The sequence below is a fragment of the Shinella pollutisoli genome (assembly GCF_024609765.1).
Taxonomy (GTDB): Bacteria; Pseudomonadota; Alphaproteobacteria; order Rhizobiales; family Rhizobiaceae; genus Shinella; species Shinella pollutisoli.
This window is the reverse complement of record NZ_JANFDG010000006.1, coordinates 121,169-147,175: the sequence shown is the minus strand read 5'-3', so window position 1 is coordinate 147,175 and position 26,007 is coordinate 121,169. Positions and strand designations below refer to the sequence as shown.

Sequence of the window (26,007 nt, the reverse complement as noted above, 5' to 3'; positions counted from 1 at the left end):
CTCAGGCGAAGAACTTGCGGGCATGGTCGAGCGCGTCGGCGAGGACGTCGACCTCGGCGCGCGTGTTGTACATGCCGAACGATGCCCGGCATGTGGAGGTGACGCCGAAGCGTTTCAAGAGCGGCTGGGCGCAATGGGTGCCGGCGCGCACCGCGACGCCCGCCCGGTCGATGACCATGGAGACGTCGTGGGCGTGGATGCCTTCGAGCTCGAAGGAGAAGATCGAGCCCTTGCCCGGCGCCGTGCCGAAGATTTTCAGCGAATTGATCGCCGACAGCCGCTCGTAGGCATAGTCGCGGAGATCCGCCTCGTGCGCGGAGATCGCCGCGCGGCCGACCGCCTCCATGTAGTCGAGCGCGTAGCCGAGGCCGATCGCCTGGACGATCGGCGGCGTGCCGGCCTCGAAGCGGTGCGGCGGGTCGTTGTAGGTGACGAGGTCCTCGGTCACGTCGACGATCATCTCGCCGCCGCCCTGGAAGGGCCGCATCTCGCGCAACCGGTCCATCTTGCCGTAGAGCACGCCGATGCCGGAAGGGCCGTAGAGCTTGTGGCCGGTCATCACGTACCAGTCGCAATCGATGTCGCGCACGTCGACCGGCATGTGGACGGCGCCCTGCGAGCCGTCGACGAGAACCGGGATGCCGCGCTCGCGGGCGATGCGGCAGACCTCCTTGACCGGCACGACGGTGCCGAGCGCATTCGACATGTGGGTGATGGCGATGAGCTTCGTGCGCTCCGTCAGGCATTTCTCGAAGTCTTCGAGATGGAACGCGCCCGTCTCGTCCACCGGCGCCCAGACGATCTTCGCGCCCTGCCGCTCGCGGATGAAATGCCAGGGCACGATGTTGGAATGGTGCTCCATGATCGAGATGACGATCTCGTCGCCCTCGCCGATCTTCGGCATGCCGTAGCCGTAGGCGACGGTGTTGATCGCCTCGGTCGAGGATTTGGTGAAGACGATCTCGTCCACGGAAGACGCGTTCAGGAAGCGGCGCACCTTTTCGCGCGCGGCCTCATAGGCGTCCGTGGCGGCGTTCGACAGGAAGTGCAGGCCGCGGTGCACGTTGGCATATTCATGCGCATAGGCGTGCGCCACCGCGTCGATCACGGCCTGCGGCTTCTGCGCGGAGGCGCCGTTGTCGAGATAGACCAGCGGCTTGCCGTAGACGGTCCGCGACAGGATCGGAAAATCCTTGCGGATCGCCTCGACATCGTAGGCGGGCGTCGGCAGCGTGTGTTCCATCTCGAAAACCTGTCCTGTCAGGCGTGCCCTTGTCAGGCGTGCTTGTCCAGCCATGCGCCGATGACGCCTTCCAGCGCCTCGACGAGCGGCTCGTCCTCCAGCTCCTCGACGATCTCCGCCACGAAGGCGTTGACCAGCATGGCGCGCGCCTTGTTCTCCGGGATGCCGCGGGCCATCAGGTAGAAGAGCTGGGTGTGGTCGATGTCGATCACGGTCGCGCCGTGGCCGCACTGCACGTCGTCGGCGAAGATCTCCAGCTCCGGCTTGGCGGAGAAGTCGGCCTCGTCGGAGAGCAGCAGCGTGTTGCACGACATCTTCGCGTCGGTCTTCTGCGCATCGGGGGCGACGCGGATCTGGCCCTGGAAGACGCCGCGGGCGCGGTCGAACACGACGTTGCGGAGGACCTCCGTCGAGGTCGTGTTCGGCACGTCGTGGCCGACGGTGAAGGTGACGTCGTTGTGCGTCTCGCCGCCCAGCAGGTTGATGCCGCGCAGCTTGAGGTCGGAGCCCTCGCCCGCCACCTCGACATGGATCTCCTGGCGCACCAGCCGGCCGCCGGCATTGACGACATAGAGGCGAAGCTGCGCATCCGTGCCGAGCCGCACGCGGATCTGGCCGAGATGCGTGTCGGAAACGCCCTTCGCCTGCTGGATCACCCAGGTGACGTCCGCCCCGTCGGCGAGCGTCAGCTCGCTCAAGGCCGTGGCGAAGGCCGCCTCCTCGCCGGTGGCGAGATGCCGCTCGATCACCGTCGCCCTGACGCCCGCGCCGATACCCGCCTGGAAGCGCACATGCGTCTGGCCGCCGTTCTGCACGGCCTGCAGCTCGATCGGCGCGTCGGGCTCGGTGCCCTCCGGCAGGTCGAGGACGAAGCCGTCGCGCACGAAGGCGCCGTTGAGGCGGCCGATCGCGTCGTCGCCGTCGCGCGCGGTGAGGCCCGCGGCGGCCGTTCCGTCGGCGAGCGCCTCGGCGAAGGTCCGCACGGTGGCGCCGGCCGCGGACGCCGCCCGGGCGGCGACGCCGTTTGCGACGGAAAGCACGGCGGAGCCCGCGACCAGCGGCGCGACCGCATCGGCGGACGCCGCCGGCGCGACGTCGGGAACGCTGCGCAGCAGCGCCTTGAGGTCGGTATAGTGCCAGGCCTCGATGCGCCGCGTCGGCAGGCCGGCGGCCTTGAAATCGCTGATCAGCCCGTCGCGGGCGATGAGCACGGCGCTGTCGCCCGGCAGGTCGCCGACCGCGTGGTCATAGGCTTCGCACAGGGCGGCTTCGGCGACGGAAAGCGTCTTTCCTGTCTGCATGTTCATGAGATCGCTCCTTCACGCCCGCTCAGGCGGCCGCACCGATGATGTCGGCGTAGCCCTTGGCTTCCAGCTCGTGCGCCAGCGTCTTGTCGCCGGACTTGATGACCTGGCCCCTGTAGAGGACGTGGACGCTGTCCGGCACGATGTAGTCGAGCAGGCGCTGGTAGTGGGTGATGACGACGACGGCGCGGTCGGGCGAGCGCAGCGCGTTGACGCCGTCGGCGACGATCTTCAGCGCGTCGATGTCGAGGCCGGAATCGGTCTCGTCGAGGACGCAGAGCTTCGGCTCCAGCAGCGACATCTGCAGGATCTCCGCGCGCTTCTTCTCGCCGCCGGAGAAACCGACGTTGAGCGGGCGGCGCAGCATCTCCGGCGCGATCTTGAGCTCGGCGGAGGCCTCCTTGACGCGGCGCATGAAGTCCGGCGTCGAAAGCTCCGCCTCGCCGCGGGCCTTGCGCTGCTCGTTCATCGCCACCTTGAGGAACTGCATGGTGGCGACGCCGGGAATCTCGACCGGATACTGGAAGGCGAGGAAGATGCCCTTGGCGGCGCGCTCGGACGGGTCGAGCTCGAGGATGCTCTCGCCGTTGTAGAGGATGTCGCCGTCGGTCACTTCGTAATCCTCGCGGCCGGCGAGGATATAGGAGAGCGTCGACTTGCCGGAGCCGTTCGGGCCCATGATGGCGGCGACCTCGCCGGCCTTCACGGAAAGGTTCAGGCCGCGGATGATCTCGGTGCCGTCCTCGGCGATGCGGGCATGGAGGTTCTTGATTTCAAGCATGTTTCTCGGTCCTGCGTTCGGAGCGACCAACGCTCCCGTCTTCGTTCAGAAGCCGAGGAGGAAGTGGACCGCCGGAAGGAGTGTCGCCGAAAGCGCCCCCACTCCGAAGCCCATCGCCAGCCGCACGATCCTGCTGGAAAGCGAAGGCGAATAGGCTGCAAGTCCACCGCAAACCACGGCGTAATACGTCAGATTGACCGGGTCCATGACCGCTTCCTCCGTCGAGACCGCATCCGTCTTCTATGACGGATGACGGGCCCGGTTCATTTCGGAGGCGGCCGGCCGGCCGCCCGGCGGGTTCCGCCGGGGCATTCTTCCTGCTCGGCCGTCAGCCGACCGAGCCTTCGAGCGAGATGCCGATCAGCTTCTGCGCTTCCACGGCGAATTCCATCGGCAGCTCCTGGATGACTTCCTTGACGAAGCCGTTGACGATCAGCGCGATCGCCGCCTCTTCCGGAATGCCGCGCTGCAGGCAGTAGAACAGCTGGTCCTCGGAGATCTTCGAGGTGGTCGCCTCGTGCTCGAACTGGGCCGTCGCGTTCTTCGCCTCGATATAGGGCACGGTATGGGCGCCGCACTTGTCGCCGATCAGAAGCGAGTCGCACTGGGTGAAGTTGCGCGCGTTCTCCGCCCGGCGATGCGCAGAAACCTGGCCGCGATAGGTGTTGTTGGAGAAGCCCGCGGAAATGCCCTTCGAGATGATGCGGCTCGACGTGTTCTTGCCGAGATGGATCATCTTCGTGCCACTGTCGATCTGCTGGTGGCCGTTCGACACGGCGATCGAGTAGAACTCGCCGCGCGAGCCGTCGCCGCGCAGGATGCAGGACGGGTATTTCCAGGTGATCGCCGAACCGGTCTCGACCTGCGTCCAGGAGATTTTTGAATTCTTCCCCCGGCAATCGCCGCGCTTGGTGACGAAGTTGTAGATGCCGCCCTTGCCTTCCTTGTCGCCCGGATACCAGTTCTGGACGGTGGAATACTTGATCTCGGCATCGTCCAGCGCGACCAGCTCGACGACGGCGGCGTGAAGCTGGTTCTCGTCGCGCTGCGGCGCGGTGCAGCCTTCGAGATAGGAGACGTAGGCCCCCTCTTCGGCGATGATCAGCGTGCGCTCGAACTGGCCGGTGTTCTTCTCGTTGATGCGGAAATAGGTGGAAAGCTCCATCGGGCAGCGGACGCCCTTCGGCACGAAGACGAAGGAACCGTCGGTGAAGACCGCGGAGTTGAGCGTCGCGTAGAAATTGTCGGTCGTCGGCACGACGGAGCCAAGATACTTCTTCACGAGGTCGGGATGCTCGCGGATCGCCTCGGAGATCGACATGAAGATCACGCCGGCCTTCTTCAGCTCCGCCTTGAAGGTCGTGACGACCGAGACGGAATCGAAGACGGCGTCGACGGCGATCTTGGACTTTTCCACGCCCGCGAGGATTTCCTGCTCGCGCAGCGGAATGCCGAGCTTCTCATAGGTCTTCAGCAGTTCCGGGTCGACCTCGTCCAGCGACTTCGGGCCGGTCTGGTTCTTCGGCGCGGCATAGTAGTGGAGATCGTTGAAGTCGATCTTCGGATAGTCGACGCGCGCCCAGGTCGGCTCGTCCATGGTCAGCCAGCGGCGATAGGCGTCGAGGCGCCATTCGAGCATCCATTCCGGCTCGCTCTTCTTGGCCGAGATGAAGCGGATGATGTCCTCGGACAGGCCCTTCGGCGCCTTGTCCATCTCGATCTTCGTCTCGAAGCCGTATTTGTACTGGTCGACGTCTATCTGACGGACCTGGTCGATCGTTTCCTGCACCGCAGGCATGTCGTTCTCCAATCTCGCCGGAGACAAGGTCCGGCGGTTTGTCAACGTCTGGCGGTCCTCCCGCCGGTTATGTAAGCGCCAAAGGCGGCTTTTCCCACCCTTTGGCAAGCGAAAACTGGTGTTTCCGCCCGGATTCCCGTCAGGCCGCGTCCACGGCCCGCCGCCGCCGTGCGACGACCCGGCCGAAGGCCGCCAGAAAGCGTTCCACCTCCGCCTCGCCCGTCGCGGCACCGAGCGAGACGCGGAGCGCCCCGAGCCCGGCGTCGAAGCCCATCGCCGTCAGCACGTGGCTCTCGCCGACCTTGCCGGACGAGCAGGCCGAACCGGCCGACAGCGCGATCCCCTCGAGGTCGAAGGCGATCTGCCCCGTCTCCGACTTCAGGCCCGGCAGGCTGAAGAAGGCGGTGTTGCAGAGCCGCTCGACCGCCGCGCCATGCACGATCACGTCGCTCGCCGCCTGGCGCATGCCCGCCTCGATCCGGTCGCGCAGGGCCGCGATGCCGGCATTGCGCCCGGTGAGATCCTCCGCCGCGGCGCGGGCGGCAGCGGCGAAGCCGGCAAGGGCGGCCGGGTTCTCCGTGCCGGAGCGATGACCCTTCTCCTGCCCGCCGCCGCGGATGAGCGGCACCGGCATCAGCACCTCGCCGCGCGTGACGAGCGCGCCTGCCCCCTTCGGCCCGCCGATCTTGTGCGAGGAGAGGATCAGGAAATCGGCATCGAGCGCCGCGATATCGACCGGCATGCGGCCTGCCGCCTGCACCGCGTCGACCACCAGCAGGCCGCCGTGGCGGCGGACGATCTCCGCCGCCGTCCTGACCGGCTGGACGATCCCGGTCTCGTTGTTGGCGAGCATGACCGCGACCATCGGCAGGCCGGCAGCCTTGTCGTGGGCGGAAAGCTGCGTTTCCAGCGCGGCGAGATCGACGACGCCGTCCCGCGTCACCGGTATCGTCTCGACACTTCCGGCGGCGAAGCGGCCGCCCTCGCGCACGGCGGGATGCTCGATCGCCGAGACATAGAGCCGGCCGACGGCAAGCGGCGTGCGCCCCATGCGGTAATCGGGCGTCAGCACCAGGTTCGCCGCCTCCGTCGCCCCGCTCGTGAAGACGACATGGGCGGGCTTCGCGCCGACGAGCGCGGCGACGTCGCGCCGTGCGGCCTCGACCAGCATGCGCAGCGCCCGGCCCTCGCCGTGGACGGAGGACGGGTTGCCGACAAGATCGAGGGCGGCGACCATGGCCTCGCGCGCCGCCGGCAAGAGCGGCGCCGTCGCGTTCCAGTCCAGATATGTCCGCTCCGTCTTCGTCATCCCTCGCTCCCGGCCCATCGCGCGCGCGGTGCATTTTTCTTGAAATTTCCGTCGGGCTTGCCTTATGAACCAAGCTCACGGCGCCCGGCGCCACAAAGTTTTGAACGGTTCTAAACTGGTTCTAGAAAAGCTGACTTGTTTCGTCAAGACTGCAATTGACAGAAATCCGGTCCGGAGCCCGAACACCCGGAGTAAGAATGCCCGAAATCATCTTCAACGGACCCGCCGGTCGCCTCGAAGGCCGTTACCAGCCGTCCAAGCAGAAGAACGCGCCCATCGCCATCGTGCTGCACCCGCACCCGCAGTTCGGCGGCACGATGAACAACCAGATCGTCTACCAGCTTTTCTACATGTTCCAGAAGCGTGGTTTCACCACGCTGCGCTTCAATTTCCGCGGCATCGGCCGCAGCCAGGGCGAGTTCGACCATGGCGCGGGCGAGCTGTCGGATGCGGCCTCCGCACTCGACTGGGTGCAGAGCCTCCATCCCGATTCCAAGAGCTGCTGGGTCGCCGGCTATTCCTTCGGCGCGTGGATCGGCATGCAGCTTCTGATGCGCCGGCCGGAGATCGAGGGCTTCATGTCGATCGCGCCGCAGCCGAACATCTACGATTTCTCCTTCCTCGCCCCCTGCCCGTCCTCGGGCCTGATCATCAACGGCGACGCCGACAAGGTGGCGCCGGAAAAGGACGTCAACGGGCTCGTGGAGAAGCTGAAGGCGCAGAAGGGCATCCTCATCACCCACCGCACGGTGCCGGGCGCCAACCACTTCTTCAACGGCCATGTCGAGACGCTGATGGCCGAGTGCGAGGACTATCTCGACCGGCGCCTTGCCGGCGAGCTGACGCCGGAGCCCGCCGCCAAGCGCATCCGCTGAGGAAAGCCTGCCGCGTTCAGGGAAAGCCCGTCGGGTCCGCCGGCGGGCTTTTTCCTTGCCGTCCGCCGGTCTGCCGCGGCCGCATGGGCGGCTCGGCCTCGCGCACGCAGTCGCGGCCGGCGGCCTTGGCGGCGTAGAGCGCGTCGTCGGCCCGGCGCATGGCGAGCCGCAGCGGCTCGTCACGGCCGATCTCGGCGACGCCGAAGCTCGCCGTCACCCGCACGCCGGCGGGCAGGCCCGGGATCGGCGCCACCGCGCGGCTCGCCCGCAGCGCCTGCGCAAAGAGGAGGGCCGCCTCGCGGCCCGTCTTCGGCAGGAAGAGCACGAATTCCTCGCCGCCGACGCGGGCGACCAACGCGCCGGGAGGCGCCGCCTCGCGCAGCATCTCGCCGAAGGCGCGGATGACGCAGTCGCCGCCCTGATGCCCGTAGGTATCGTTGACCGACTTGAAACGGTCGAGGTCGCAGAGGACGAGGCTGTGCGGGCCGGGCGCGGCGAGCGCGGCAACGATGCGGTTGTCGAAGCCGCGCCGGTTGAGCAGGCCGGACAGCGCGTCGAGCTCGGCATTGACCTTCTCCTCGGCCACGATCTCCAGCACGAGCACGCAGAGCAGCATCAGCCCGGCGGCGACGATCAGCACGGCGGTCATGCTCTGCGAGAACAGCGCGAACTGGCTGGCGATGTAGTCCTTCGCGTCGCTGCCCGCCCCGGCCGCGACCGCCGCGAAGGCCTTGAGGAGGAAATGGACGCTGGCGATGGCGAGCACCGCCGTCAGCGCGCGGTCGACGACGGCCGTCCGCCCCGCCCGCCACGCCGCGGCGGCGCTCATGCCGAGCGCCACGGCGAAGGGCGCCTGGTAGGGCAGCGCATGCGCGAGCGTGCCGCGCGGCAGGTCGTAGATCGCATAGTCCAGCGCGACGGACACGGCGAACAGCACCACCAGGAGCGCCCGGTTCGTCTTCAGGCCGTAGAGATGGCCGATGCCGAGCCGGAGCATCAGCATGCCGGCGAGCATCGAGGCGAAGGCGAGGATCGCCCACGGCTTCGGCGGCGGCAGGAAGGCGACCAGCAGCTCGAAGAGCGCGGAGAGCGACGCCACCGCATAGGCGGCCGCGAACCATCGGGCGGCGACGCGGTTGCGGCTTCTGGCGGAAACCGCCAGGAAAAACAGGCAGAAGCACTGCGCGATGAGGAAGTTCACCGCCAGCAGAAAACCCGCGCCGCTCATGGGTCACCTTACGCAAGAACGAACGGCCGCACCGGAACCGCCGGGGACGGGATGCTAGAGGCGGCTGCCGAACAAAGGGTTAACCGCTTCCCCCCTCTTTCGGCGCGAGGAGGCCGCCGGTCACCGGTGCGGCGACGCCCGTCGTCGCGGGAAAGGTGAGCGGCAGGCCGGCAAGCGAGCGCACGGCGAGATAGGCCCAGGCCTCCGCCTCCATGCTGTCGCCGTCGAGGCCGAAGGCCTCGGCCGCCGCCACCTCCGCCCCTGCCGCCGCCGCAAGCGCGCGCAGATCGGCCATGATCGTCCGGTTGAGCCGGCCGCCGCCGCTGACGACGTAGAGCGCCGGCCGTTCCGGCAGGTGGCGGGCCGAGCGCAGGATCGCCGCCGCCGTGACGTGGGCGAGCGTGCGCGCACCGTCCTCCAGGCTCGCCTCGTTGCCTTCCGGCGGGCGGAAATCGTTGCGGTCGAGCGAGCGGCGCAGGGGCGCGGTGAAGAAGGGATGGTCGAGGTAGCGCGCCGCCAGCGCCGTATCGACCCGCCCCTCGGAGGCGATCATGCCGCCCTGATCGAAGGGAATGCCGGCATGGGCCTCGACCCACTGGTCGATCAGCGTGTTGCCCGGCCCGCTGTCGAAGGCGACGATCCCGCCGTCGCCGCCGACGAAGGTGAGGTTCGAGATGCCGCCGATATTGACGAAGACGACGGCGCGCGCCGGCGGCCGCGGCAGGCCGGCGGCAAGCGCGGCGTGATAGGCCGGGATCAGCGGCGCGCCCTGCCCGCCATGCGCCATGTCGTTGGCGCGCATGTCGTGGACGACGTCGATCCCCGTCTTGCGCGCCAGGAGCGGGCCGTCGCCGATCTGCACGGTGAGGCCGGCGTCGGGCCGGTGCAGCACCGTCTGGCCGTGGAAGCCGATGACGTCGATGTCGGAGGGTGCCAGCGCATTCCCGGCGAGGAAGGCGCGCACCGCCTCCGCATGCCGCAGCGTCAGCTCGCGCTCGATGTCGGCGAGGTCGCCCGGCCGCTCGTGCCGCGCGGCGATCGCCTTCGCCGTCTCCAGCGCCCCCTGCAGGCGGCGGCGGAAGGCGGCGTCGTAGGGGCGCGCCAGGGAGGGGCCGCGCTCGACGACGGCCTCGCCGTCCGTGCGCAGCAGCGCCACGTCGATGCCGTCGAGGCTCGTGCCGCTCATCAAACCGATAGCCGTCCGCATAACCGTCATCCGTCGCTCCAGACTCACTTTTGCAGTGATAATGCGTGTTAAAGGTGATAAACGCCCGCCCGAAACGTTCCACCAGAGAAACAGGCCAATGTCCGAATTCAAGTCCGATTTCCTCCGCACGCTGAAAGAGCGCGGCTTCATCCACCAGATCTCCGATGAAACCGGCCTCGACGACCTGCTCGCCAAGGAAACCGTGACGGCCTATATCGGCTTCGACCCGACCGCGCCGAGCCTGCATGCCGGCGGCCTCATCCAGATCATGATGCTGCACTGGCTGCAGCAGACCGGCCACCGGCCGGTCTCGCTGATGGGCGGCGGCACCGGCATGGTCGGCGACCCGTCCTTCAAGGAGGAATCGCGCCAGCTCCTGACGGCCGAGACGATCGAGGCCAACATCGCCGGCATCAAGAAGGTCTTCTCCAACTACCTCGCCTACGGCGACGGCCCGAAGGACGCGCTGATGGTGAACAACGCCGACTGGCTGCTCTCCATCAACTATCTCGAATTCCTGCGCGACGTCGGCCGGCATTTCTCCGTCAACCGCATGCTTTCCTTCGACAGCGTGAAGATGCGGCTGGAGCGCGAGCAGTCGCTCTCGTTCCTGGAATTCAACTACATGATCCTCCAGGCCTACGACTTCGTGGAGCTCAACCGCCGCTACGACGTGCGCCTGCAGATGGGCGGCTCCGACCAGTGGGGCAACATCATAAACGGCATCGACCTCGGCCACCGCCTCGGCACGCCGCAGCTCTATGCGTTGACCTCGCCGCTGCTGACCACCGCCTCGGGCGCCAAGATGGGCAAGTCGCTGTCGGGCGCCGTCTGGCTGAACCCGGAGATGCTGTCGGCCTACGACTTCTGGCAGTACTGGCGCAACACCGAGGACGCCGACGTGTCGCGCTTCCTGAAGCTCTACACGACGCTGCCGATGGACGAGATCGGAAAACTCTCCGCGCTCGGCGGCGCCGAGATCAACGAGGTGAAGAAGATCCTCGCAACCGAGGTCACCGCCATGCTGCACGGCCGCACGGCCGCCGAGCAGGCCGCCGAGACGGCGCGGAAAACCTTCGAGGAAGGGGCGATCGCCGAGAACCTGCCGTCGATCGAGGTTCCGGCAGCAGAGCTCGACGCCGGCCTCGGCCTCTTGACGCTGGTCGTGCGGGCGGGGCTCGCCGCCTCCAACGGCGAGGCGCGCCGCCATGTCCAGGGCGGTGCGGTGCGCGTCAACGACGTCGCCGTCTCCGACGAGCGCCGCCTCGTCGGCACCGCCGACGTCTCGGCCGACGGCGTGATCAAGCTGTCGCTCGGCAGGAAGAAGCACATCCTCGTGCGGCCGGCCTGAGAAGGCGGCCCCGCGGCCGCGCTCTACTGGAACTCGAAGATGTTGCGGAAGACGCCGGGGGCGATGATCGACAGCGGGTTGATCGTCAACCGCGGCGTCTCGAAGGCGCCGCTGAGCTTGAAGGTGATGCCGATCAGGCCGCGGTCCCGGCCGTTGCCTAGGATGACGCCGATCAGCGGCAGCTCGGCGAAGAGGCGGTTGAGGCCGTAGGCCGGCATGAACGTGCCGGTCATGTCGGTCCGGCCGCCGGCGTCGCGCACGGTCCCCTGGAAGGTCGCGCCGACCGTCTGGCCGCGCACGACGCCGTTCTCGACGGCGAGCGTGCCGTCCTTTACCTTGAGCCGAGCGAAACCCCGGTCGAAGCTCACCGTGCTCACGTCGATCTGCCGCCGCACGGCGTCGTTGAGGCTCTTGCCGCCCTCGCCGGTGGGCGTGGAGACGAGCGAGCGCAGCCGCTCCTCGCCGACCAGCGAGAACTTGCGGATGTCCACCGTCCCCGACCAGCCCTGCCCCGCCGTTTCCCGGAGGCGCACGTTGAGCAGGCCGCCGCGCATGTGCCGGTAGATGTCGGTGAAGCGCGCGACGGCGCCCGCGTCGCCGCTCGTCAGCTCGATGACGTCGTTCTTGCCGCGGCGCGCGAGGTTCGCCACCACCGGCGCGCCGCCGTCCGTCAGCGCCTCCAGGCCGAGGCCGGAAACGCGCCGGCCGTTCGTCTCGTAGGTCAGGCTGACGTTGGAGAGCCCCTCGCCGTTGAAGCCGATCGCCCGCTTCAGCGTCGCCCGCACGCTGGCGCTCTGGCCCCTCTCGCCCGACTTGCCGCCGCCGCCCGCCGTCTTGAGGCGCGCCAGCACCGGGCGGATGTCGGCGACCTCGCCCGTCGCCACGGCCGAATAGCCGGACTTGCCGCGCTCCACCCGCAGGCGGAAGCGGTCCTCCGCCGACAGCCGCACGGTGGAGAAATCCGCCGTGTCCAGCGCTGTGCCGCGCAGCACCATGTCGCCGGCGACGGAGAAGCCGTCGCCCGTGAAGCTGAAGCCGGACACCCGCGTCACGGCGTCCTTCGTCTCGGCGCGGAAGGAGACCTTGGCGGCAATCCCGCTGCCCTTGGTCCAGCCGATCCACGGCACGGAGACGGCGGCGGCCCCCACGTCCGCCTCGACGAGCCGCGGCCCGTCGCCGGTCTGCTCGAGGCGGACCTCCACCTTGCCGCTCACGATATCGTCGAGGCCGGGCAGCAGCTTGCGCCGGTCGGCGTCGCCGAGCGTGCCGGACAGCACCAGCTGCCGGGTGACGCCCGCGTCCTTCGCCACCGGCTCGGTGAGCCGGATGCCGAGCGGGACCCCCTCGATCTCGCCCTTGGCGTCGAGGTCGGCGCGGTTCGCGTCGATGGCGAGCGTGCCGCGGACATTGGCGATGCGGTGGCCGGACACCGGCTTGTTCACGTCGACGCCGTCGAGCGCCAGTGCCGCCGTCCACTCCGGCGGCGGCGGATTCTGCCTGCCGATGAGGCCGAAGCGCGCCTTCACCTTCGCCGTCACGGCGCCGGAAAAGTCCTCCGGCACGAAGCCGGTCGGCGGCAGGGCGCGGATCGGCCGGTAGGTCACGAGCTCGGCGACCGCGTCCGCCTTCCCGGCGACCTCGATGTCCATCTCCGCCATCAGCGGCTTGCGGTAGCCTTCCGGCAGGACGAAGGTGCCGCCCTTGAGCGCCACCGAGCGGCCGGAGGACAGATAGGCCGTGCCGCCCGCGATCGTGACCTCCGTGCGGCCGCCGCGCAGGCGGAATTTCCCGGACGTGTCGCGCAGCGGCGGGATATCGCCTGCGACGTTCATCCGCGCCCCTTCGAGCTCGAAGTCGATCTTCAGCTCCTCCGGGCCGAGATCGAGCGGCACGCCCGGCTCGCGCTTGCGGTCGCCGGCCATGAACAGCTCGATGCGGCCGTTGGTGACGGTGCCGCCGAAAATGTTCTTCGCCGCCCAGGCGCGCGCCGTCTTGCCCAGCCAGAACGGCCAGAACTGCTTGACGGCGGCCGAATCGACCCGGTCGGCGATCATCACGAAGCTCACCTCCGGCGCCGGCCCGCCGAAACGGAGCGCGAGCGAGCCGGCGAAGGCCCCCTTCTCGCTCGACACAGCGAGCTCCTCGAAGAGCAGGCTGCCGGCACCCGGCAGATAGCGCCCGCTCGCCTTGGCGTCGAAGCGGATCGGCGCCTCGCCCGTGTCCTCCGGCCGGCTGACGGCGTTGCGGAACAGGAGATCGATGGCGAAGCCCTTCTCGCCCCGGTCGGAGATGCGGTCGAGGTCGATGAGGCCGCCGGTGAAGGGAAAGAGCGACTGGCCGACGCCGATCCCCTTCGAGGCGAGCTCGATCGATCCCTTGTCGAAATTGTAGCTCGCCTGCAGCGTGGCGGGCCGCAGCAGGGCGGCGATCCCGTCGGCGTAGAGTGCGCCCTCGGCAAGCGCGATGTCGAGGCCCAGCGCCGGAGCGCCGCCCTCCGCCTCGCGCCGCGCGTGGACACGGATGTCGGCGACCGACTGCACGCCCGCCCGCGGCGCGCCGGCATCGTCGCGCTCGAGAAGGAAGGTCTCCAGCGCCACGCTGCGGATCGCCCCGTCCAGCCTGTCGATCGCGCTCTCGTCGCCGCCGGCCGCCGACAGGTCGATCTCGCCCTCGTCGCCGTTCATGGCGAAGCGCCCGCCGATCCGCATCACGCCGTCGGCGTCGCGGCTGAAATCGAGGCGCGGGACCGCGATCTCGACCGGCCTGCCGCCCGGCCCCCTGAAGACGGCGCCGAGGTCGGAGACGCTCACCGTCTCCATGCCGTTGTCGACGATCAGGCGGCGGATCCCGTCGAGCTGCCCGAAGGTCGCCTCGAGATAGTCCGGCACGTCGGAGACGCGCAGTTGCGCAAGGTCGAGCGGCGCGCTCTCGGGCAGGAGCGCCGCGTCGAAGCGGGCGCCGGCGATGTCGAGGCGCGAGATGGCGATCCGGCCGGACATCAGCGCGATCGGATCGAGCACCATGGCGACCGATTCGGTGGTGGCGAGCTCGCGCGCCGAGCCGGCCTCGACGATCCGCGCGTTCTCCGCCTTGAGCGCGAACCCGTCGAAGCCTGCGAGCCTGAGCACGGTGTGCTCGACGGAGGCCGAATAGCGCGGGCCGAGCGCGTGGTTGAGCGCGGCGACGGCGCGCGCGTTCAGCGTCCGGTCGAACATGCCGCTCTCGACGAGGCCGGCAAGCAGCGCGGCCAGCGCCGCCGTGATGGCTAAGACGGCGGCGAGGACGCGGAAGGCGAAGCCGGAGCGCGAGCGGCCGGCGCAGCGCAGCACGAGCGGCTCGTGCGCCTGCGCGGACGGCAGCGCATGCAGCGGCACGATGTCCTGCCTGCGGAATACGACCTTCTCGCCGCGGATTTCTCCCATTCCCTGCGTGCTTCCTTTGCCCCTGAGGCACCGAATCCTCTGAGAATCGATGCGCATCGTCCCTTCGCCGCTGGACGATTCCCTCCGCCAGTATATATGCGGGAAGCCGGTTCCCTTACTCAAGAAACCGGCCAAAGAAAGGAAATCCCATGGCGGAATTGACAACGGGCATGCCGGCGCCGGACTTCACCCTCCAACGAGACGGCGGCGGCACGGTGTCGCTTGCCGATTTCCGCGGCCGTCCGCTCGTCCTCTTCTTCTATCCCAAGGACGACACCGAGGCCTGCACCGTCGAGGCGAAGGACTTCACGGCGATGAAGCCGGAATTCGACGCCGCGGGCGTCGCCCTTCTCGGCATCTCGCCCGACCCGGTGAAGAAGCACGATCGATTCGTGGCCAAGCACGCGCTCGCCGTGCCGCTCGCCTCCGACGAGAGCCACGACGTGCTGGAGGCCTACGGCGTGTGGAAGGAGAAGAGCCTCTACGGCCGCACCTACATGGGCGTCGAGCGCACGACGCTGCTGATCGACGCCGCGGGCCGGATTGCGGAAATTTGGCCGAAGGTGAAGGTCAAGGGCCACGCCGAGGCGGTGCTCACGGCTGCCAGGAAGCTTTAGGAAACCGAGGCAACAGGCTGTAATGATGTCCCTTCCTCCAATCGAGAGCCTGCGCGGTGGCGCGACGGCCGCGATCGCCGCAGCCGACCTTGACCTGAAGACCGCGCTCGCCCAGGAGACGGCGCGCCGGTGGTTCTCCCGCACGCTTTCCATCCGCTCGCCGCGCGATCCGGCGCTCGCCGACCGGCCGGGCCGTCCGGACAAGCCGGAGCTGATCCCGCCGAAGCACATGGAGAAGCGCTCGCTCCACACGCTGAAGGGCCGCGTGGCGCTCCTGCATGCGCTCGCCCATATCGAGCTCAACGCCGTCGACCTCGCGCTCGACATCGTCGCCCGCTTCACGACGGAGCGCGTGCCGCATTCCTTCTTCGACGGCTGGATGCAGGTGGCTTTCGAGGAGGCGAAGCATTTCCGGCTGGTGCGCGACCGGCTGCGCGAGCTCGGCGCCGAATACGGCGACCTGCCCGCCCACGACGGCCTGTGGCAGGCCGCCCACGACACGCGCAACGACCTCACCGCAAGGCTCGCCGTCGTGCCGCTGATCCTGGAGGCGCGCGGCCTCGACGTGACGCCGGTGCTGCAGGCGAAGATGCGCGAGACCGGCGACGACAGGAGCGCGGACATCCTCGACATCATCTACAACGACGAGAAGGGCCACGTCGCCGTCGGGGCGAAATGGTTCCGTTTCCTCTGCGCGCGCGAGCGCAAGGACCCGTCCGCCACCTTCAAGGCGCTGGTGAGGGCCAATTTCCGCGGGCCGCTGAAGCCGCCCTTCAACGATGTCGCGCGCGCCGAGGCGGGCCTCACGCCCTCCTTCTACCGCGCGCTCGTTTCCGTGAGCCAGAGCTGACATCCGGCGCCGCCGAAAGGCTTTGTTAACCCTAACGATGTGTAATCCCCGGCACGAGACCAGCATAACCGGTCGGGGAGTCGTCGTCTGTGCCTGAGCGTCCTGAAAACCGCGTCTTCGGAAAACGCGCGCAGCAGCATGTCGTGATTCTCGCAAGCGGCGACCGCATCCGCCACATGACGATCCGGCCCTGGATGGCGGCGGTCGCCTTCTGCTTCGCCGGCATGTTCACCGTCGGCTACCTTGGCGCCACCTCCTACCTCGTGCTGCGCGACGACCTGATCGGCGCCACCATGGCGCGCCAGGCGCGCATGCAGCATGACTACGAGGACCGCATCTCGGCGCTGCGCGCCCAGGTCGACCGCGTGACGAGCCGCCAGCTCCTCGACCAGCAGGTCGTCGAGGAGAAGGTGGAGAAGCTGATGCAGCAGCAGCTCGCGCTCTCCGCCCGCCACGGCAAGCTCGACGCGCTCCTTAACCGCGCCGGCGACGCCGGCCTTGCCGCGCCGGACGGCGTGCCGCTGCCGGAGGAGAAGCCCGCCGCGGACGGACGCCGCGCGGACGCCGTCAAGGCCATCGGCGCGATCATGGGCGCGACGGGCGGCGAAGCGCCGGTCACCGGCAAGCTCGCCTACGCGGCCGAGCGCGAATCGGTCGCCGACCGGGCCGACCGGCTGTTCTCCCGCGTCACCTTGTCGCTGAAGGACCTGGAGCGCGAGCAGATCGACCGCATCCAGTCGCTGGCGGCCGGCGCCTCCGAGACGGCGGACGCGATCCGCACGATCCTGCGCCGCACCGGCGTCGAGGTCGCCGAGGAGGCGATCCCGCAGGAGGACGGGGCGAACGCCATCGGCGGCCCCTTCGTCGAGCCCGAGCTGCCCGACCCCTTCGAGGAATCGATCAACGACCTCGACAGCGCGCTCGCCCGCCTGGAGGCCGCGCGCCAGACCGCGCGCAAGCTGCCCTTCGGCAACCCCTCGCCCGGCAGCGGCATCACCAGCCGCTTCGGCAACCGCACCGACCCGTTCTTCGGCCGGCTTGCACTGCATGCCGGCATCGACTTCCGCGTCAGCACGGGCACCGAGATCCGCTCGACGGGCGCCGGCACGGTCACCGTCGCCGGCCGCAACGGCGGCTACGGCAACATGGTCGAGATCGACCACGGCGACGGCCTGACGACGCGCTACGCCCATCTCTCCAAGGTCCTCGTCAGGGTCGGCGAGCGCGTCGAGGCGTCCGACGTCGTCGGCCTGTCCGGCACCACCGGCCGCTCCACCGGCCCGCATCTCCACTACGAGGTGCGGCGCGGCGGCAAGGCCGTCGACCCCATGCGTTTCCTGACCGCCGGCATGAAGCTCACCACCTACATGGATTGACGCAGCGCAAGCCTGCGGGCCCGTTTTCGCCCCGGATCGCCCTCATTTCATTCGCTGATTCGCGGAACTCAGCGATTTCCTTGACTTTCCGGCACTTTCGGCATATGTGCGCTCCATCCTCTGACGCGGCATCCGCCGCCGAAACCCAGTGTGTTCGCAAGAACCGGAACGGAAACAGTTTTCCCTTTGACCACTTTTGCTGATCTTGGCCTGAGCCCGAAAGTCCTCTCCGCCGTCACCGACGCGGGCTACACGATCCCGACGCCCATCCAGGCCGGCGCCATTCCCCCGGCGCTGTCGCGGCGCGACATCCTCGGCATCGCCCAGACCGGCACGGGCAAGACGGCCTCCTTCGTGCTGCCGATGCTGACGCTGCTCGAAAAGGGCCGCGCCCGGGCGCGCATGCCGCGCACGCTGATCCTGGAGCCGACGCGGGAGCTCGCCGCCCAGGTGGCGGAGAACTTCGAGAAATACGGCAAGAACCACAAGCTGAACGTGGCGCTGCTGATCGGCGGCGTCTCCTTCGACGAGCAGGACCGCAAGCTGGAGCGCGGCGCCGACGTGCTGATCTGCACCCCCGGCCGCCTGCTCGACCACACCGAGCGCGGCAAGCTCCTGATGACGGGCGTGGAAATCCTCGTCATCGACGAGGCCGACCGCATGCTCGACATGGGCTTCATCCCCGACATCGAGCGCATCGCCAAGCTCATCCCCTTCACCCGGCAGACGCTGTTCTTCTCGGCCACCATGCCGCCGGAGATCCAGAAGCTCGCCGACCGCTTCCTGCAGAACCCGGAGCGGATCGAGGTGGCGCCGCCCTCCTCCACCGCCAAGACCGTGACGCAGCGCCTCGTCGCCACCCACGGCAAGGACTACGAGAAGCGCGCCACGCTGCGCGACCTCATCCGCGCCCAGGAAGAACTCAAGAACGCCATCATCTTCTGCAACCGCAAGGTCGACGTCGCGGACCTCTTCCGCTCGCTCGACCGCCACGGCTTCTCCGTCGGCGCGCTGCACGGCGACATGGACCAGCGCTCGCGCACGACCATGCTGGCGAACTTCAAGGACGGCAACATCAAGCTGCTCGTCGCCTCCGACGTCGCCGCGCGCGGCCTCGACATCCCCGACGTGAGCCACGTCTTCAACTTCGACGTCCCGATCCATCCGGAAGACTATGTCCACCGCATCGGCCGCACCGGCCGCGCGGGCCGGTCGGGCGCCGCCTTCACCCTGGTCGCCAAGCGCGATGCCAAATTCCTCGACGCCATCGAGAAACTGATCGACCAGAAGATCGAGTGGCTTGCCGGCGACGTCGAATCGCTGCCGCCGGCCGTCGAGGGCGAGGAGCGCGAACGGCCCCGCCGGGGCCGCGAGCGCAGCGAACGGGGCGGCCGCGACCGTGACCGCTCCGGCAGCCGCAGGAGCGAGAGCCGTGCGGCGCCGAGCGCCCGCATCGAGACGAGCGAGACGGAAGAGAAGGTGGAAGCCGTGAAAGCTGAACGCAAGGCGGAAGGGCGGCCGCAGAATCCCGCCCGCACCCCGCGTGCCGGCAACCACGCCGCCCCGCGTCCGGCCAACGACGACAACCGCGAGCGCCGCAGCCGCTACCGCCGCGACGAGGACGACGGCCCGACGCCGCTCGGCTTCGGCGACGACATCCCGGCCTTCATGCTGATCGCCGGCAAGGCCTGACCGGCCGATCCATGGCGGTTCCCGGCATCGACGTGCCAGGCCTCGGTTGCGGCCTGGCCATTTTGCGTGGGCGCAGGCTCCTGCTCTACCACCGCACGCGCCCGCCCGAGGCCGGCCACTGGAACATCGTCGGCGGCAAGATCGACCATATGGAGCGCGCCGTCGATTCCGCCCGCCGCGAGGCGTGCGAGGAAACGGGGCTGTCGATCGGTGCGGTGGATTTCCTGTGCCTGTCCGAGCAGATCCTCGCCGAGGAGAACCAGCACTGGCTGTCGCTCATCTACGTGACCGAGGACATCTCCGGCGAGCCGCGCGTCATGGAGCCGGACAGGCTGCCGGAATTCGGCTGGTTCGCGCTCGACGCGCTCCCCTCGCCGCTCTCCCGCTTCGCCGCCGACGCGGTGCGGGCGCTTTCCGCCCGCTGATCGTCAGAACTTCGCCGTCGCGCCGACGATGAAGGTGCGGCCGCGGCCGTTGGCGATGCCGGCGAGATTGTCCGCCAGGCCGGAATTCGCCTGCATGTAGGTGCGGTTGAACACGTTCTCGATGTTCAGGAAGACCTTGGCGTTCTCGTTGACCTGCCAGGAGGCGTGCACGTCGAAGAGCGTGTAGTCGTCGAGGCGGAAGGACGAGGCCTCGTTGATATAGGCCTGCTTGCTCTCGCCGACATAGCGCATCCGCCCGCCGACCGTCAGCGCCTCCTCGAAGAAGCGCATGCCGACGTCGATCGTCGCGAAGTCGTCGGGAAGCTGCCCGGTGTCGTTGCCGACGCCGGAGATCACCGCCTCGGGCTGCTCGGTGTCGGCGATCGTCAGCGAGAAGCCGGCATAGTAGCGGCCGGCGTCGTAGCCGCCATCGATCTCGACGCCGCGCATGATCGTCGTCCCGCCGGCGTTCACCCAGCGGGCGGAGCCGTCCGTGTCGACGTCGTAGGTGATGTAGTTCTTGATGCGGTTGTGGAAGTAGCCCGCCTTCAGCCAGGCCCGGTCGCCGCCGGCAAGGACGTCTTCGCCGGCGAGGTTGACGCCGAATTCCCAGCCGCGGCTGGTTTCCGGCACGAGGTTCGGGTTGTTGTTGATCGGGTCCGAGGAGCCGTCGAAGCTGTGGCCGCCCGGATAGAACATCTCCGACGCCGTCGGCGGGCGCGAGGTGTGGGCGTAGGTGACATAGGGCTGGAACCAGTCGAGCGGACGGGCCGCGACGGTGATCTTCGGGTTGAGGTCGCCGCCCGAGCGCGACAGGGCGTCCATCGGGCAGGGATCGCCGCCGGCCGGGCAGCCGCCCGTCCCCGCCGCCTCGTAGCCGCTGATGCCCTCGAGCGACCAGTAGTCGTAGCGGAGGGCGCCGGTCACGTCGAAGATGCCATGGCTCACCGTCGCCTCGCCGAAGGCGCCGGCCTTGACGAGCGTGCCGTCCGGGTTGGCCCCGCGCTTGGCGTTGCCCTCGTATTCGTCGTGGCTGAAGGCGAAGCCGTAGAGGAGCTTCAGCTCCGTCTCCTCGCCGAGATCGAAGCGCATGCGGTTGGCCGCGTCGAAGCCGGTGGTCGTGTTGGTGCCCTTGCGCCCGTCGAACACCGTCGACGTGCCGTTGCTGCCGTCGAACTCCATGTCGGTGATGTTCAGATAGGCGTTGGCGCTGAAATCGATCAGGTCGCTGCCGGGCCGGTAGGTGTATTTCGCCGTGTAGGTCTGGTTGTTGATCAGCCAGTTGTAGCCGGAGCTGCCGGGCAGGAACTCGTTGTCGTACCAGATGCCGCCGAGCGAGAGCCTGTGGTCGGAATCGGGCGCGAAGTTCACCTTGAACAGGCCGGACTTCGGATGCTGCGCGCCGCCGTTGGGATAGAGGATGCCGTCGCCGTTCTCGTAGGGGCTGCGCTTGGTGTCGCTGAGCGCCCCGACGACGCCGATCTCGCCCTCGCCCATGTCGGTGCGCGCCGCACCCGCGAGCAGGCGCGAATAGTCGAAGCCGTTCGTGCCGACGCGCACGGTGGTCATGACGCCGTAGTCCCGGCCGGGAAGCAGCACGTCGTCCACGTCGAGCGTGCGGAAATTGGCGGCGCCCGCGAGCGTGCCCATACCCTCGGCGCCCGAGACCGCGCCGCGCGTCACGTCGACGCCGACGAGGAGGTTCTGCTCGACGTAGAGCATGTCGTCGAAGGTGCCGCTGTGGCCGGAGAGGTTGCGGAAGGTCTGCGGCACGCCGTCGATCATGCTGTTGACGCGGCCCATGCCCTGCAGGCCGCGGATGTTGACGACGACGCCCGCCTGGTCCGGCGGCTCGCGCGTGAAGGTGCCGGGCGTCGAGCGCAGCACCTGCGTGACGTTGCCGGCATAGCTGTCCTGGATCGTGTCGCGGTCGGCGCTCGACACGGCGGCCGGGACGTCGACGATGTCGCCCTCGCGCGCGCCGTCGACGGTGATCTGCTCCAGCTCCGTCGCATTGCCGCCGGCGGCGGCTTCTTGCGCCTTTGCCGGACCCGAAACGGCGAGAAGAGCGATCGCCATGGCCGTACCGGCCAGAAGCGCCGACGCGTGGAAACGATGGACCTGCATGGAAAACCTCACCCGAAAGCGGCCGCCGGATGTGTGCGGCTCCCTTTGCTAATGGCCAACTTGACCAAACAAGTCAAGTTTCATCGCAATGAAATCGCAACGAAAAAAGCTCGGAGCATTCCGCACCCCGCGGGAAATCGCCCGCATACGGACAGGCCGCTCCGGATTCGGCGCGCGGAGCGCCCCTCGCGGATTTCGATGCGGCGAACCGCGTTCTAGCGGGCGCGCAGCGCCGCGGCGTGGGCGCGCCGCACCCATTCGGCCATGATGTCCGGATCGTCGAAGGCGTCGTCGGGAATCGACCAGTAGGGCATCCTCACCGGCCTTCCGGCACGCTTGCCCTCGTAGGTCCATTGCCGGCAGCCGGCGGCCTCGAAGTCCGGCGCGCTCTCCGCGTCGGCCTTGAGCAGGATCTCGCCCTGGAACTCGATGGCCAGGATCAGGCCGTCGCGATAGATGCCCTTGCCGCCGAACATGCGCCGCACCGTCACCGGCCCGATCGCCTGGAACATCTCCTCGATCTCGTCGCGGTCCATCGCTCAGTCCCTCAGCACGCCGCCCGCGGCGACGACCGCCTCGGGCGTATCGACGTCGACGCGCGCCGCCTCGCCGATCTCGACGTCGACAATCTCGAGGCCGGCGCTTTCGACGATATGGCGCGCGCCGACGTCGCCTTCGAGCCGCAGCACGGCGGGAAAGGCGGCCGCCGGCAGGATCACCGGATTGCCGCGCCGCCCGCCGGAGACGGCCCGCACCACGGCATGCCCGCCTGCGTCGGCGAAGGCGTCGAGGAGCCTGCGAAGGTCGGCACCAGCGAGATGCGGCATGTCGGCGAGCACCACCGCCACCCCGTCGCAATCCGCCGGCAGGGCCGCGACACCGGCGCGAAGCGAGGTCGACAGCCCCGCCGCATGGTCCGGGTTGCGCACGATCATGACCGGCAGGCCGCCGATCGCCGCCTCGATCTCGTCGGCCCGGTGGCCGGTGACGACGACGACGCGCTCCGGCCCTGCCGCCAGCGCCGCCTCGGTCGTGCGCCGCACCAGCGCCGTGCCGTCGAATTCGGCGAGCAGCTTGTGGCGTCCGCCCATCCGGCTGGCGCGGCCGGCGGCGAGCACCAGCGCGGCGACGGCAAGCGGTTTCTCCGCCCGTTCCTGCGCCTCGCGCGGCTGCGGCCGGCTCGGGATCTCGGCGAGCAGCCCGCCGACGCCCATGCCGGTGATTTCCTCCGGCCCCGGGTTCTCGCCGGCGAAGATGCGGGCGAGCACCCAGTCGAAGCCGTTCTCCTTCGGGCTTCGCGCGCAGCCCGGCGCGCCGAGCACCGGCACCGCGCCGACGCGGCCCAGCACCAGCAGGTTGCCGGGATCGACCGGCATGCCGAGGTGCTCCACCTCGCCGCCCGCGGCACGGATCGCCGCCGGGATCACGTCGTTCGGATCGGCGACCGCCGAGGCGCCGAAGACGACGACGAGGTCGTTCTCCGCCACGGCCCCGGCGATGGCCTCCGCCACCGGCGCCGTCGCATGCGGCACGCGCCGCTCGCCCGTCACCCGGCTGCCGGAGGGCTTCAGGCGCTGTTCGAGGAGCCGCCGCGTCTTGTCCATCACGGAGGGTTTCAGGGACGGCAGCTCGGTCGCCACGAGCCCGACACGGCGCGGCGAGAAGGCCTTCACCTGCAGCGCCCTGCCCTCCGCCATCACCGCCGCGGCGCGGCGCGCGAGGTCGCCCGCGACGGCGAGCGGGATGATCTTGATCGTCGCCACCATGTCGCCGGCCGCAACGGTCGAATGATCCGGCAGGGTGGCGATGGTGATCGCCGGGTCGATGCGGTTCAGCCGGTCGATGGCGAAGCGGTCGGCGACGAAGAGCCCGTTCACCGTCGCATGCAGGTTGATTCGTCCCGTCGCCGCGGGTCCGAGCGAGACGTTGCCCGGCGGGATCGCCTGCGCGATCATCACGGCCGCCTCGTCCTCGCCGATGTCGCCCGCCTCCAGCCGCACGGCGATGACGCGCTCTACCCCCGCCCTCTCGAGCGCCGCCCGGTCCGCCTCGGTGACCGCATGGCCCTTGCGCAGCGACAGGCCTTCGGCGCGCACGCTGTGCGCCAGCCGCGTGCCGACGGCTTCGCAGACGGGGACCTCGCCGTAGATCATGCGCCGTCCCCCGCAAGCGGCCGCCGCCGCAGCGCCCGGACGATGTCGGCGAGGATCGCCACGGCGATCTCCGCCGGGTTCGCCGCGCCGATGTCGAGGCCGATGGGGGCGGAAATGCGGGCGATCTCGTCGGCGCCGTGGCCGAGCGCCGTCAGCCGCTCGACGCGCCGCGCATGGGTCTTCCGGCTGCCGAGCGCGCCGATGTAGAAACAGCCCGTCTTGAGCGCCGCGGACAGCGGAAAATCGTCGATCTTCGGATCGTGCGTCACGGCGACGAGCGCCGTATAGGCATCGAGCGGGCGCGCCTTCAGCACATCCTCCGGCCAGTCGGCGACGAGATCGACCCCGGCGAAGCGTTCCTCCGTGGCAAAGGCCGTGCGCGGGTCGATGACGGTGACGTCGAAGCCGGCGGTGCGCGCCATGACGGCGAGCGCCTGGCTGATATGCACCGCGCCGATGACGACGATGCGCGCCGGCGGCAGGTGGACGTTGAGGAAGAATTCCCGCCCCTCGGCCGCGACGATGCCGGAGCGGCCGGAGCGGAAGGCCGCCGCCACCGCCGCGCCGAGATCGCCCGCCACCGGGTCGCCCTCGCGGATCACCCGGTCGCGGCCGTCGCCGAGGTCGGTCAGGTGGATGACGGCGCGGCGGGCGGCGCGCTCCCGGTTCAGCTTGCGCAGGAGATAGGGGTCCATCAGCCGATCCGCTCCACATAGACGCGGATGCGCCCGCCGCAGGAAAGGCCGACGCGCCAGGCGGTCTCGTCGGCCACGCCGAATTCCAGCATGCGCGGCTCGCCGTCGCCGATCACCTCCATCGCCTCGCCGATCACCGCGCCCTCGACGCAGCCGCCGGAGACGGAGCCGTGGAAATTGCCGTCGCCGTCGATCACCAGGTGGCTGCCGGCCGGGCGCGGCGCCGAGCCCCAGGTCTCGACCACGGTGGCGAGCGCCAGCGTCCGCCCTTCGTCCATCCAGCGCTCCGCGACCGCCAGCGGATCGAGCCTGTCGTCCGTCGCCTCATCCATGATGCCCTCCCGCCGGGAATCGCCGCGGATCGCCCCGTCCGCGCGGCGCCTCGCCCGAGAGCGCCGCCACGAGGTCCGCCATGGCCTCCAGATTGTGCACCGGGCGCAGCTCGTCCACATGCGGCAGCATCGCCCGCACCCCGCGCGCCCGCGCCTCGAAGCCGTCGAAGCGCAGCAGCGGATTGAGCCAGACCAGCCGGCGGCAGGAGCGGTGCAGCCGGTCGATCTCCCGGTCGAGCAGCTCGATCCCGTCGCGCTCCAGCCCGTCGGTGATGAGCAGCACCACGGCCCCCTGCCCCAGCACCCGGCGCGACCACAGCCGGTTGAAGCTTTTCAGCGTCTCGCCGATCCGCGTGCCGCCGGACCAGTCGGCGACCGTCGCGCTGCAGGCCTCGACGGCAGCGTCGGGATCGCGGTGGCGCATCTGCCGGGTGACGTTGGAAAGCCGCGTGCCGAACAGGAAGGCATGCACCCGCCGCCGCTCGCCGAGCGCATGCAGGAAATGCAGGAAGACGCGGGTGTACTGGCTCATCGAGCCGGAGATGTCGGCGAGCACCACGAGCGGCGGATGCACCCGCTTCGGCGCGCGGTGGCGCGGCAGGATCAGCGCGCCGCCGGTGCGCATGGCGTGGCGCATGGTGGCGCGGGCGTCGATGGCGACCGGCCGGGTCGAGCGGCGGAAGCGGCGGGTGCGCACGCGGTCCCACGGCATCGCGAGGCCGGCGATGGCGCGCTTGGCCTCGGCGAGTTCGGCGGCCGTCATCTGCGCGAAATCGGCTTTCCGCAGCCGCTCGCTGCCGGAGGCGGTGAAGCGGGCGTCGATCTCGATCTCCGGCTCCTCGCGTACGCGCCGCCTGTCGTCCTGCCTGCCGAAAAGGGCGTCGGAGACGCGCGCCTCGCCGGCCTTGCGCTTCTCGCGCTCCTCGTGGCGCGCGACGACCGGCGACATCATGGCGATCATCTTGCCGACGAAGTCGCGGGCGCGCCAGAACAGCCGGAACGCCTCGTCGAAGACCGGGTCGTCCTCGTGGCGCTTGATGAGGGTCGCATGCAGCGCGGTGTAGAATTCGTCGCGGTCGCCGATGCCGACCGCCTGCACGGCCTCGATCGCGTCCGTCACCGCCGCCGGCCCGATCCTGAGCCCCGCCTTGCGCAGCACGCGGGCGAAATGGACGATGTTGTCGGCAAGACATCCGTCGGCCTCGACCTCCGCCGCCACCAT

21 protein-coding genes and 2 pseudogenes are annotated in these 26,007 nt (G+C 69.3%); 8 read left to right on the top strand and 15 right to left on the bottom strand.

Annotation, left to right across the window (positions count from 1 at the left end; genetic code table 11):
- Window position 1: 1 nt before the first annotated feature.
- The 6 genes from NNZ72_RS07040 to NNZ72_RS07015 form a co-directional block, all read right to left on the bottom strand.
- Window positions 2-1,243: a cysteine desulfurase gene (locus NNZ72_RS07040; protein WP_257314443.1), complete on the bottom strand. Its 1,242-nt coding sequence runs from the start codon at window positions 1,241-1,243 to the stop codon at window positions 2-4.
- A 32-nt stretch (window positions 1,244-1,275) separates the two neighbouring features.
- A complete protein-coding gene (gene sufD, locus NNZ72_RS07035; RefSeq protein ID WP_257314441.1) occupies window positions 1,276-2,550 on the bottom strand; it encodes a Fe-S cluster assembly protein SufD in 1,275 nt (424 codons plus the stop codon).
- A 22-nt stretch (window positions 2,551-2,572) separates the two neighbouring features.
- Window positions 2,573-3,328 (bottom strand): Fe-S cluster assembly ATPase SufC, encoded by a 756-nt coding sequence (gene sufC / locus NNZ72_RS07030; RefSeq protein ID WP_257314440.1) that lies wholly within the window; start codon window positions 3,326-3,328, stop codon window positions 2,573-2,575.
- 45 nt (window positions 3,329-3,373) lie between these two features.
- The gene (locus tag NNZ72_RS07025; RefSeq protein WP_257314439.1) at window positions 3,374-3,535 is read right to left on the bottom strand and encodes a hypothetical protein; all 162 of its coding nucleotides are present in this window, start codon (window positions 3,533-3,535) and stop codon (window positions 3,374-3,376) included.
- Window positions 3,536-3,656: 121 nt separating this feature from the next.
- Window positions 3,657-5,126: a Fe-S cluster assembly protein SufB gene (gene sufB, locus NNZ72_RS07020; protein ID WP_257314437.1), complete on the bottom strand. Its 1,470-nt coding sequence runs from the start codon at window positions 5,124-5,126 to the stop codon at window positions 3,657-3,659.
- A gap of 139 nt (window positions 5,127-5,265) precedes the next feature.
- Window positions 5,266-6,435, bottom strand: a complete 1,170-nt coding sequence (locus tag NNZ72_RS07015) for a cysteine desulfurase family protein (protein WP_257314435.1) — start codon at window positions 6,433-6,435, stop codon at window positions 5,266-5,268.
- 197 nt (window positions 6,436-6,632) lie between these two features.
- Here NNZ72_RS07015 and NNZ72_RS07010 point away from each other — a divergent pair, with 197 nt between their 5' ends.
- On the top strand, window positions 6,633-7,310 hold the full coding sequence (locus NNZ72_RS07010; RefSeq protein ID WP_257314433.1) for an alpha/beta hydrolase: 678 nt from the start codon (window positions 6,633-6,635) through the stop codon (window positions 7,308-7,310).
- A gap of 16 nt (window positions 7,311-7,326) precedes the next feature.
- Here NNZ72_RS07010 and NNZ72_RS07005 read toward each other — a convergent pair whose 3' ends face one another.
- Both NNZ72_RS07005 and NNZ72_RS07000 read right to left on the bottom strand, forming a co-directional pair.
- A complete protein-coding gene (locus tag NNZ72_RS07005; RefSeq protein ID WP_257314431.1) occupies window positions 7,327-8,538 on the bottom strand; it encodes a GGDEF domain-containing protein in 1,212 nt (403 codons plus the stop codon).
- 79 nt (window positions 8,539-8,617) lie between these two features.
- Entirely contained in the window at window positions 8,618-9,754 is a 1,137-nt protein-coding gene (locus NNZ72_RS07000; protein WP_257314430.1) for an anhydro-N-acetylmuramic acid kinase, read from the bottom strand.
- Window positions 9,755-9,842: 88 nt separating this feature from the next.
- Between NNZ72_RS07000 and tyrS the strand changes: the two genes are divergently transcribed.
- On the top strand, window positions 9,843-11,096 hold the full coding sequence (gene tyrS / locus NNZ72_RS06995; protein ID WP_257314428.1) for a tyrosine--tRNA ligase: 1,254 nt from the start codon (window positions 9,843-9,845) through the stop codon (window positions 11,094-11,096).
- A 23-nt stretch (window positions 11,097-11,119) separates the two neighbouring features.
- On the opposite strand, the gene NNZ72_RS06990 is transcribed toward tyrS, so the two are convergent.
- Complete coding sequence (locus NNZ72_RS06990; RefSeq protein WP_257314426.1) at window positions 11,120-14,518, bottom strand: DUF3971 domain-containing protein; 3,399 nt, start codon at window positions 14,516-14,518, stop codon at window positions 11,120-11,122.
- Window positions 14,519-14,667: 149 nt separating this feature from the next.
- Here NNZ72_RS06990 and NNZ72_RS06985 point away from each other — a divergent pair, with 149 nt between their 5' ends.
- The 6 genes and pseudogenes from NNZ72_RS06985 (at window position 14,668) to NNZ72_RS06965 (ending at window position 19,478) form a co-directional block, all read left to right on the top strand.
- Window positions 14,668-15,135, top strand: coding sequence for a peroxiredoxin (locus NNZ72_RS06985; RefSeq protein ID WP_257314425.1), 468 nt, complete (start codon window positions 14,668-14,670; stop codon window positions 15,133-15,135).
- Window positions 15,136-15,160: 25 nt separating this feature from the next.
- Window positions 15,161-15,985 (top strand): ferritin-like domain-containing protein, encoded by an 825-nt coding sequence (locus tag NNZ72_RS06980; protein ID WP_257314424.1) that lies wholly within the window; start codon window positions 15,161-15,163, stop codon window positions 15,983-15,985.
- Window positions 15,986-16,074: 89 nt separating this feature from the next.
- Window positions 16,075-17,361, top strand: coding sequence for a M23 family metallopeptidase (locus NNZ72_RS06975; RefSeq protein WP_257314422.1), 1,287 nt, complete (start codon window positions 16,075-16,077; stop codon window positions 17,359-17,361).
- 186 nt (window positions 17,362-17,547) lie between these two features.
- Window positions 17,548-18,775: pseudogene (locus NNZ72_RS06970) on the top strand (DEAD/DEAH box helicase); the annotation flags it as partial.
- A gap of 68 nt (window positions 18,776-18,843) precedes the next feature.
- Window positions 18,844-19,053, top strand: a pseudogene (locus NNZ72_RS25650) (DEAD/DEAH box helicase); the annotation flags it as partial.
- Between the two features lie 11 nt (window positions 19,054-19,064).
- Window positions 19,065-19,478, top strand: a complete 414-nt coding sequence (locus tag NNZ72_RS06965; RefSeq protein WP_257314419.1) for an NUDIX domain-containing protein — start codon at window positions 19,065-19,067, stop codon at window positions 19,476-19,478.
- A 3-nt stretch (window positions 19,479-19,481) separates the two neighbouring features.
- On the opposite strand, the gene NNZ72_RS06960 is transcribed toward NNZ72_RS06965, so the two are convergent.
- From NNZ72_RS06960 to NNZ72_RS06935, 6 genes are all read right to left on the bottom strand, one after another.
- Window positions 19,482-21,605 (bottom strand): TonB-dependent receptor domain-containing protein, encoded by a 2,124-nt coding sequence (locus tag NNZ72_RS06960; protein ID WP_257314417.1) that lies wholly within the window; start codon window positions 21,603-21,605, stop codon window positions 19,482-19,484.
- A 215-nt stretch (window positions 21,606-21,820) separates the two neighbouring features.
- Window positions 21,821-22,141, bottom strand: coding sequence for a TfoX/Sxy family protein (locus tag NNZ72_RS06955; protein ID WP_257314415.1), 321 nt, complete (start codon window positions 22,139-22,141; stop codon window positions 21,821-21,823).
- A 3-nt stretch (window positions 22,142-22,144) separates the two neighbouring features.
- Window positions 22,145-23,758 (bottom strand): NTP transferase domain-containing protein, encoded by a 1,614-nt coding sequence (locus NNZ72_RS06950; protein ID WP_257314414.1) that lies wholly within the window; start codon window positions 23,756-23,758, stop codon window positions 22,145-22,147.
- Complete coding sequence (locus NNZ72_RS06945; protein WP_257314412.1) at window positions 23,755-24,453, bottom strand: XdhC family protein; 699 nt, start codon at window positions 24,451-24,453, stop codon at window positions 23,755-23,757. The genes NNZ72_RS06950 and NNZ72_RS06945 overlap by 4 nt, the downstream gene beginning before the upstream one ends.
- Window positions 24,453-24,785 carry an XdhC family protein gene (locus NNZ72_RS06940; protein WP_257314410.1) on the bottom strand — a complete coding sequence of 111 codons (333 nt, stop codon included), beginning with the start codon at window positions 24,783-24,785 and terminating at the stop codon, window positions 24,453-24,455. Before NNZ72_RS06940 ends, NNZ72_RS06945 begins: the two co-directional genes overlap by 1 nt.
- Window positions 24,778-26,007: a vWA domain-containing protein gene (locus tag NNZ72_RS06935; RefSeq protein ID WP_257314408.1), complete on the bottom strand. Its 1,230-nt coding sequence runs from the start codon at window positions 26,005-26,007 to the stop codon at window positions 24,778-24,780. The genes NNZ72_RS06940 and NNZ72_RS06935 overlap by 8 nt, the downstream gene beginning before the upstream one ends.

What these genes read in the sequence shown, in the direction of transcription:
- NNZ72_RS07040 (WP_257314443.1), bottom strand. Translation starts at nt 1,243, where the DNA reads ATGGAACACACGCTGCCGACGCCCGCCTACGATGTCGAGGCGATCCGC.
- sufD (WP_257314441.1), bottom strand. Translation starts at nt 2,550, where the DNA reads ATGAACATGCAGACAGGAAAGACGCTTTCCGTCGCCGAAGCCGCCCTG.
- sufC (WP_257314440.1), bottom strand. Translation starts at nt 3,328, where the DNA reads ATGCTTGAAATCAAGAACCTCCATGCCCGCATCGCCGAGGACGGCACC.
- NNZ72_RS07025 (WP_257314439.1), bottom strand. Translation starts at nt 3,535, where the DNA reads ATGGACCCGGTCAATCTGACGTATTACGCCGTGGTTTGCGGTGGACTT.
- sufB (WP_257314437.1), bottom strand. Translation starts at nt 5,126, where the DNA reads ATGCCTGCGGTGCAGGAAACGATCGACCAGGTCCGTCAGATAGACGTC.
- NNZ72_RS07015 (WP_257314435.1), bottom strand. Translation starts at nt 6,435, where the DNA reads ATGACGAAGACGGAGCGGACATATCTGGACTGGAACGCGACGGCGCCG.
- NNZ72_RS07010 (WP_257314433.1), top strand. Translation starts at nt 6,633, where the DNA reads ATGCCCGAAATCATCTTCAACGGACCCGCCGGTCGCCTCGAAGGCCGT.
- NNZ72_RS07005 (WP_257314431.1), bottom strand. Translation starts at nt 8,538, where the DNA reads ATGAGCGGCGCGGGTTTTCTGCTGGCGGTGAACTTCCTCATCGCGCAG.
- NNZ72_RS07000 (WP_257314430.1), bottom strand. Translation starts at nt 9,754, where the DNA reads ATGACGGTTATGCGGACGGCTATCGGTTTGATGAGCGGCACGAGCCTC.
- tyrS (WP_257314428.1), top strand. Translation starts at nt 9,843, where the DNA reads ATGTCCGAATTCAAGTCCGATTTCCTCCGCACGCTGAAAGAGCGCGGC.
- NNZ72_RS06990 (WP_257314426.1), bottom strand. Translation starts at nt 14,518, where the DNA reads ATGGGAGAAATCCGCGGCGAGAAGGTCGTATTCCGCAGGCAGGACATC.
- NNZ72_RS06985 (WP_257314425.1), top strand. Translation starts at nt 14,668, where the DNA reads ATGGCGGAATTGACAACGGGCATGCCGGCGCCGGACTTCACCCTCCAA.
- NNZ72_RS06980 (WP_257314424.1), top strand. Translation starts at nt 15,161, where the DNA reads ATGTCCCTTCCTCCAATCGAGAGCCTGCGCGGTGGCGCGACGGCCGCG.
- NNZ72_RS06965 (WP_257314419.1), top strand. Translation starts at nt 19,065, where the DNA reads ATGGCGGTTCCCGGCATCGACGTGCCAGGCCTCGGTTGCGGCCTGGCC.
- NNZ72_RS06960 (WP_257314417.1), bottom strand. Translation starts at nt 21,605, where the DNA reads ATGCAGGTCCATCGTTTCCACGCGTCGGCGCTTCTGGCCGGTACGGCC.
- NNZ72_RS06955 (WP_257314415.1), bottom strand. Translation starts at nt 22,141, where the DNA reads ATGGACCGCGACGAGATCGAGGAGATGTTCCAGGCGATCGGGCCGGTG.
- NNZ72_RS06950 (WP_257314414.1), bottom strand. Translation starts at nt 23,758, where the DNA reads ATGATCTACGGCGAGGTCCCCGTCTGCGAAGCCGTCGGCACGCGGCTG.
- NNZ72_RS06945 (WP_257314412.1), bottom strand. Translation starts at nt 24,453, where the DNA reads ATGGACCCCTATCTCCTGCGCAAGCTGAACCGGGAGCGCGCCGCCCGC.
- NNZ72_RS06940 (WP_257314410.1), bottom strand. Translation starts at nt 24,785, where the DNA reads ATGGATGAGGCGACGGACGACAGGCTCGATCCGCTGGCGGTCGCGGAG.
- NNZ72_RS06935 (WP_257314408.1), bottom strand. Translation starts at nt 26,007, where the DNA reads ATGGTGGCGGCGGAGGTCGAGGCCGACGGATGTCTTGCCGACAACATC.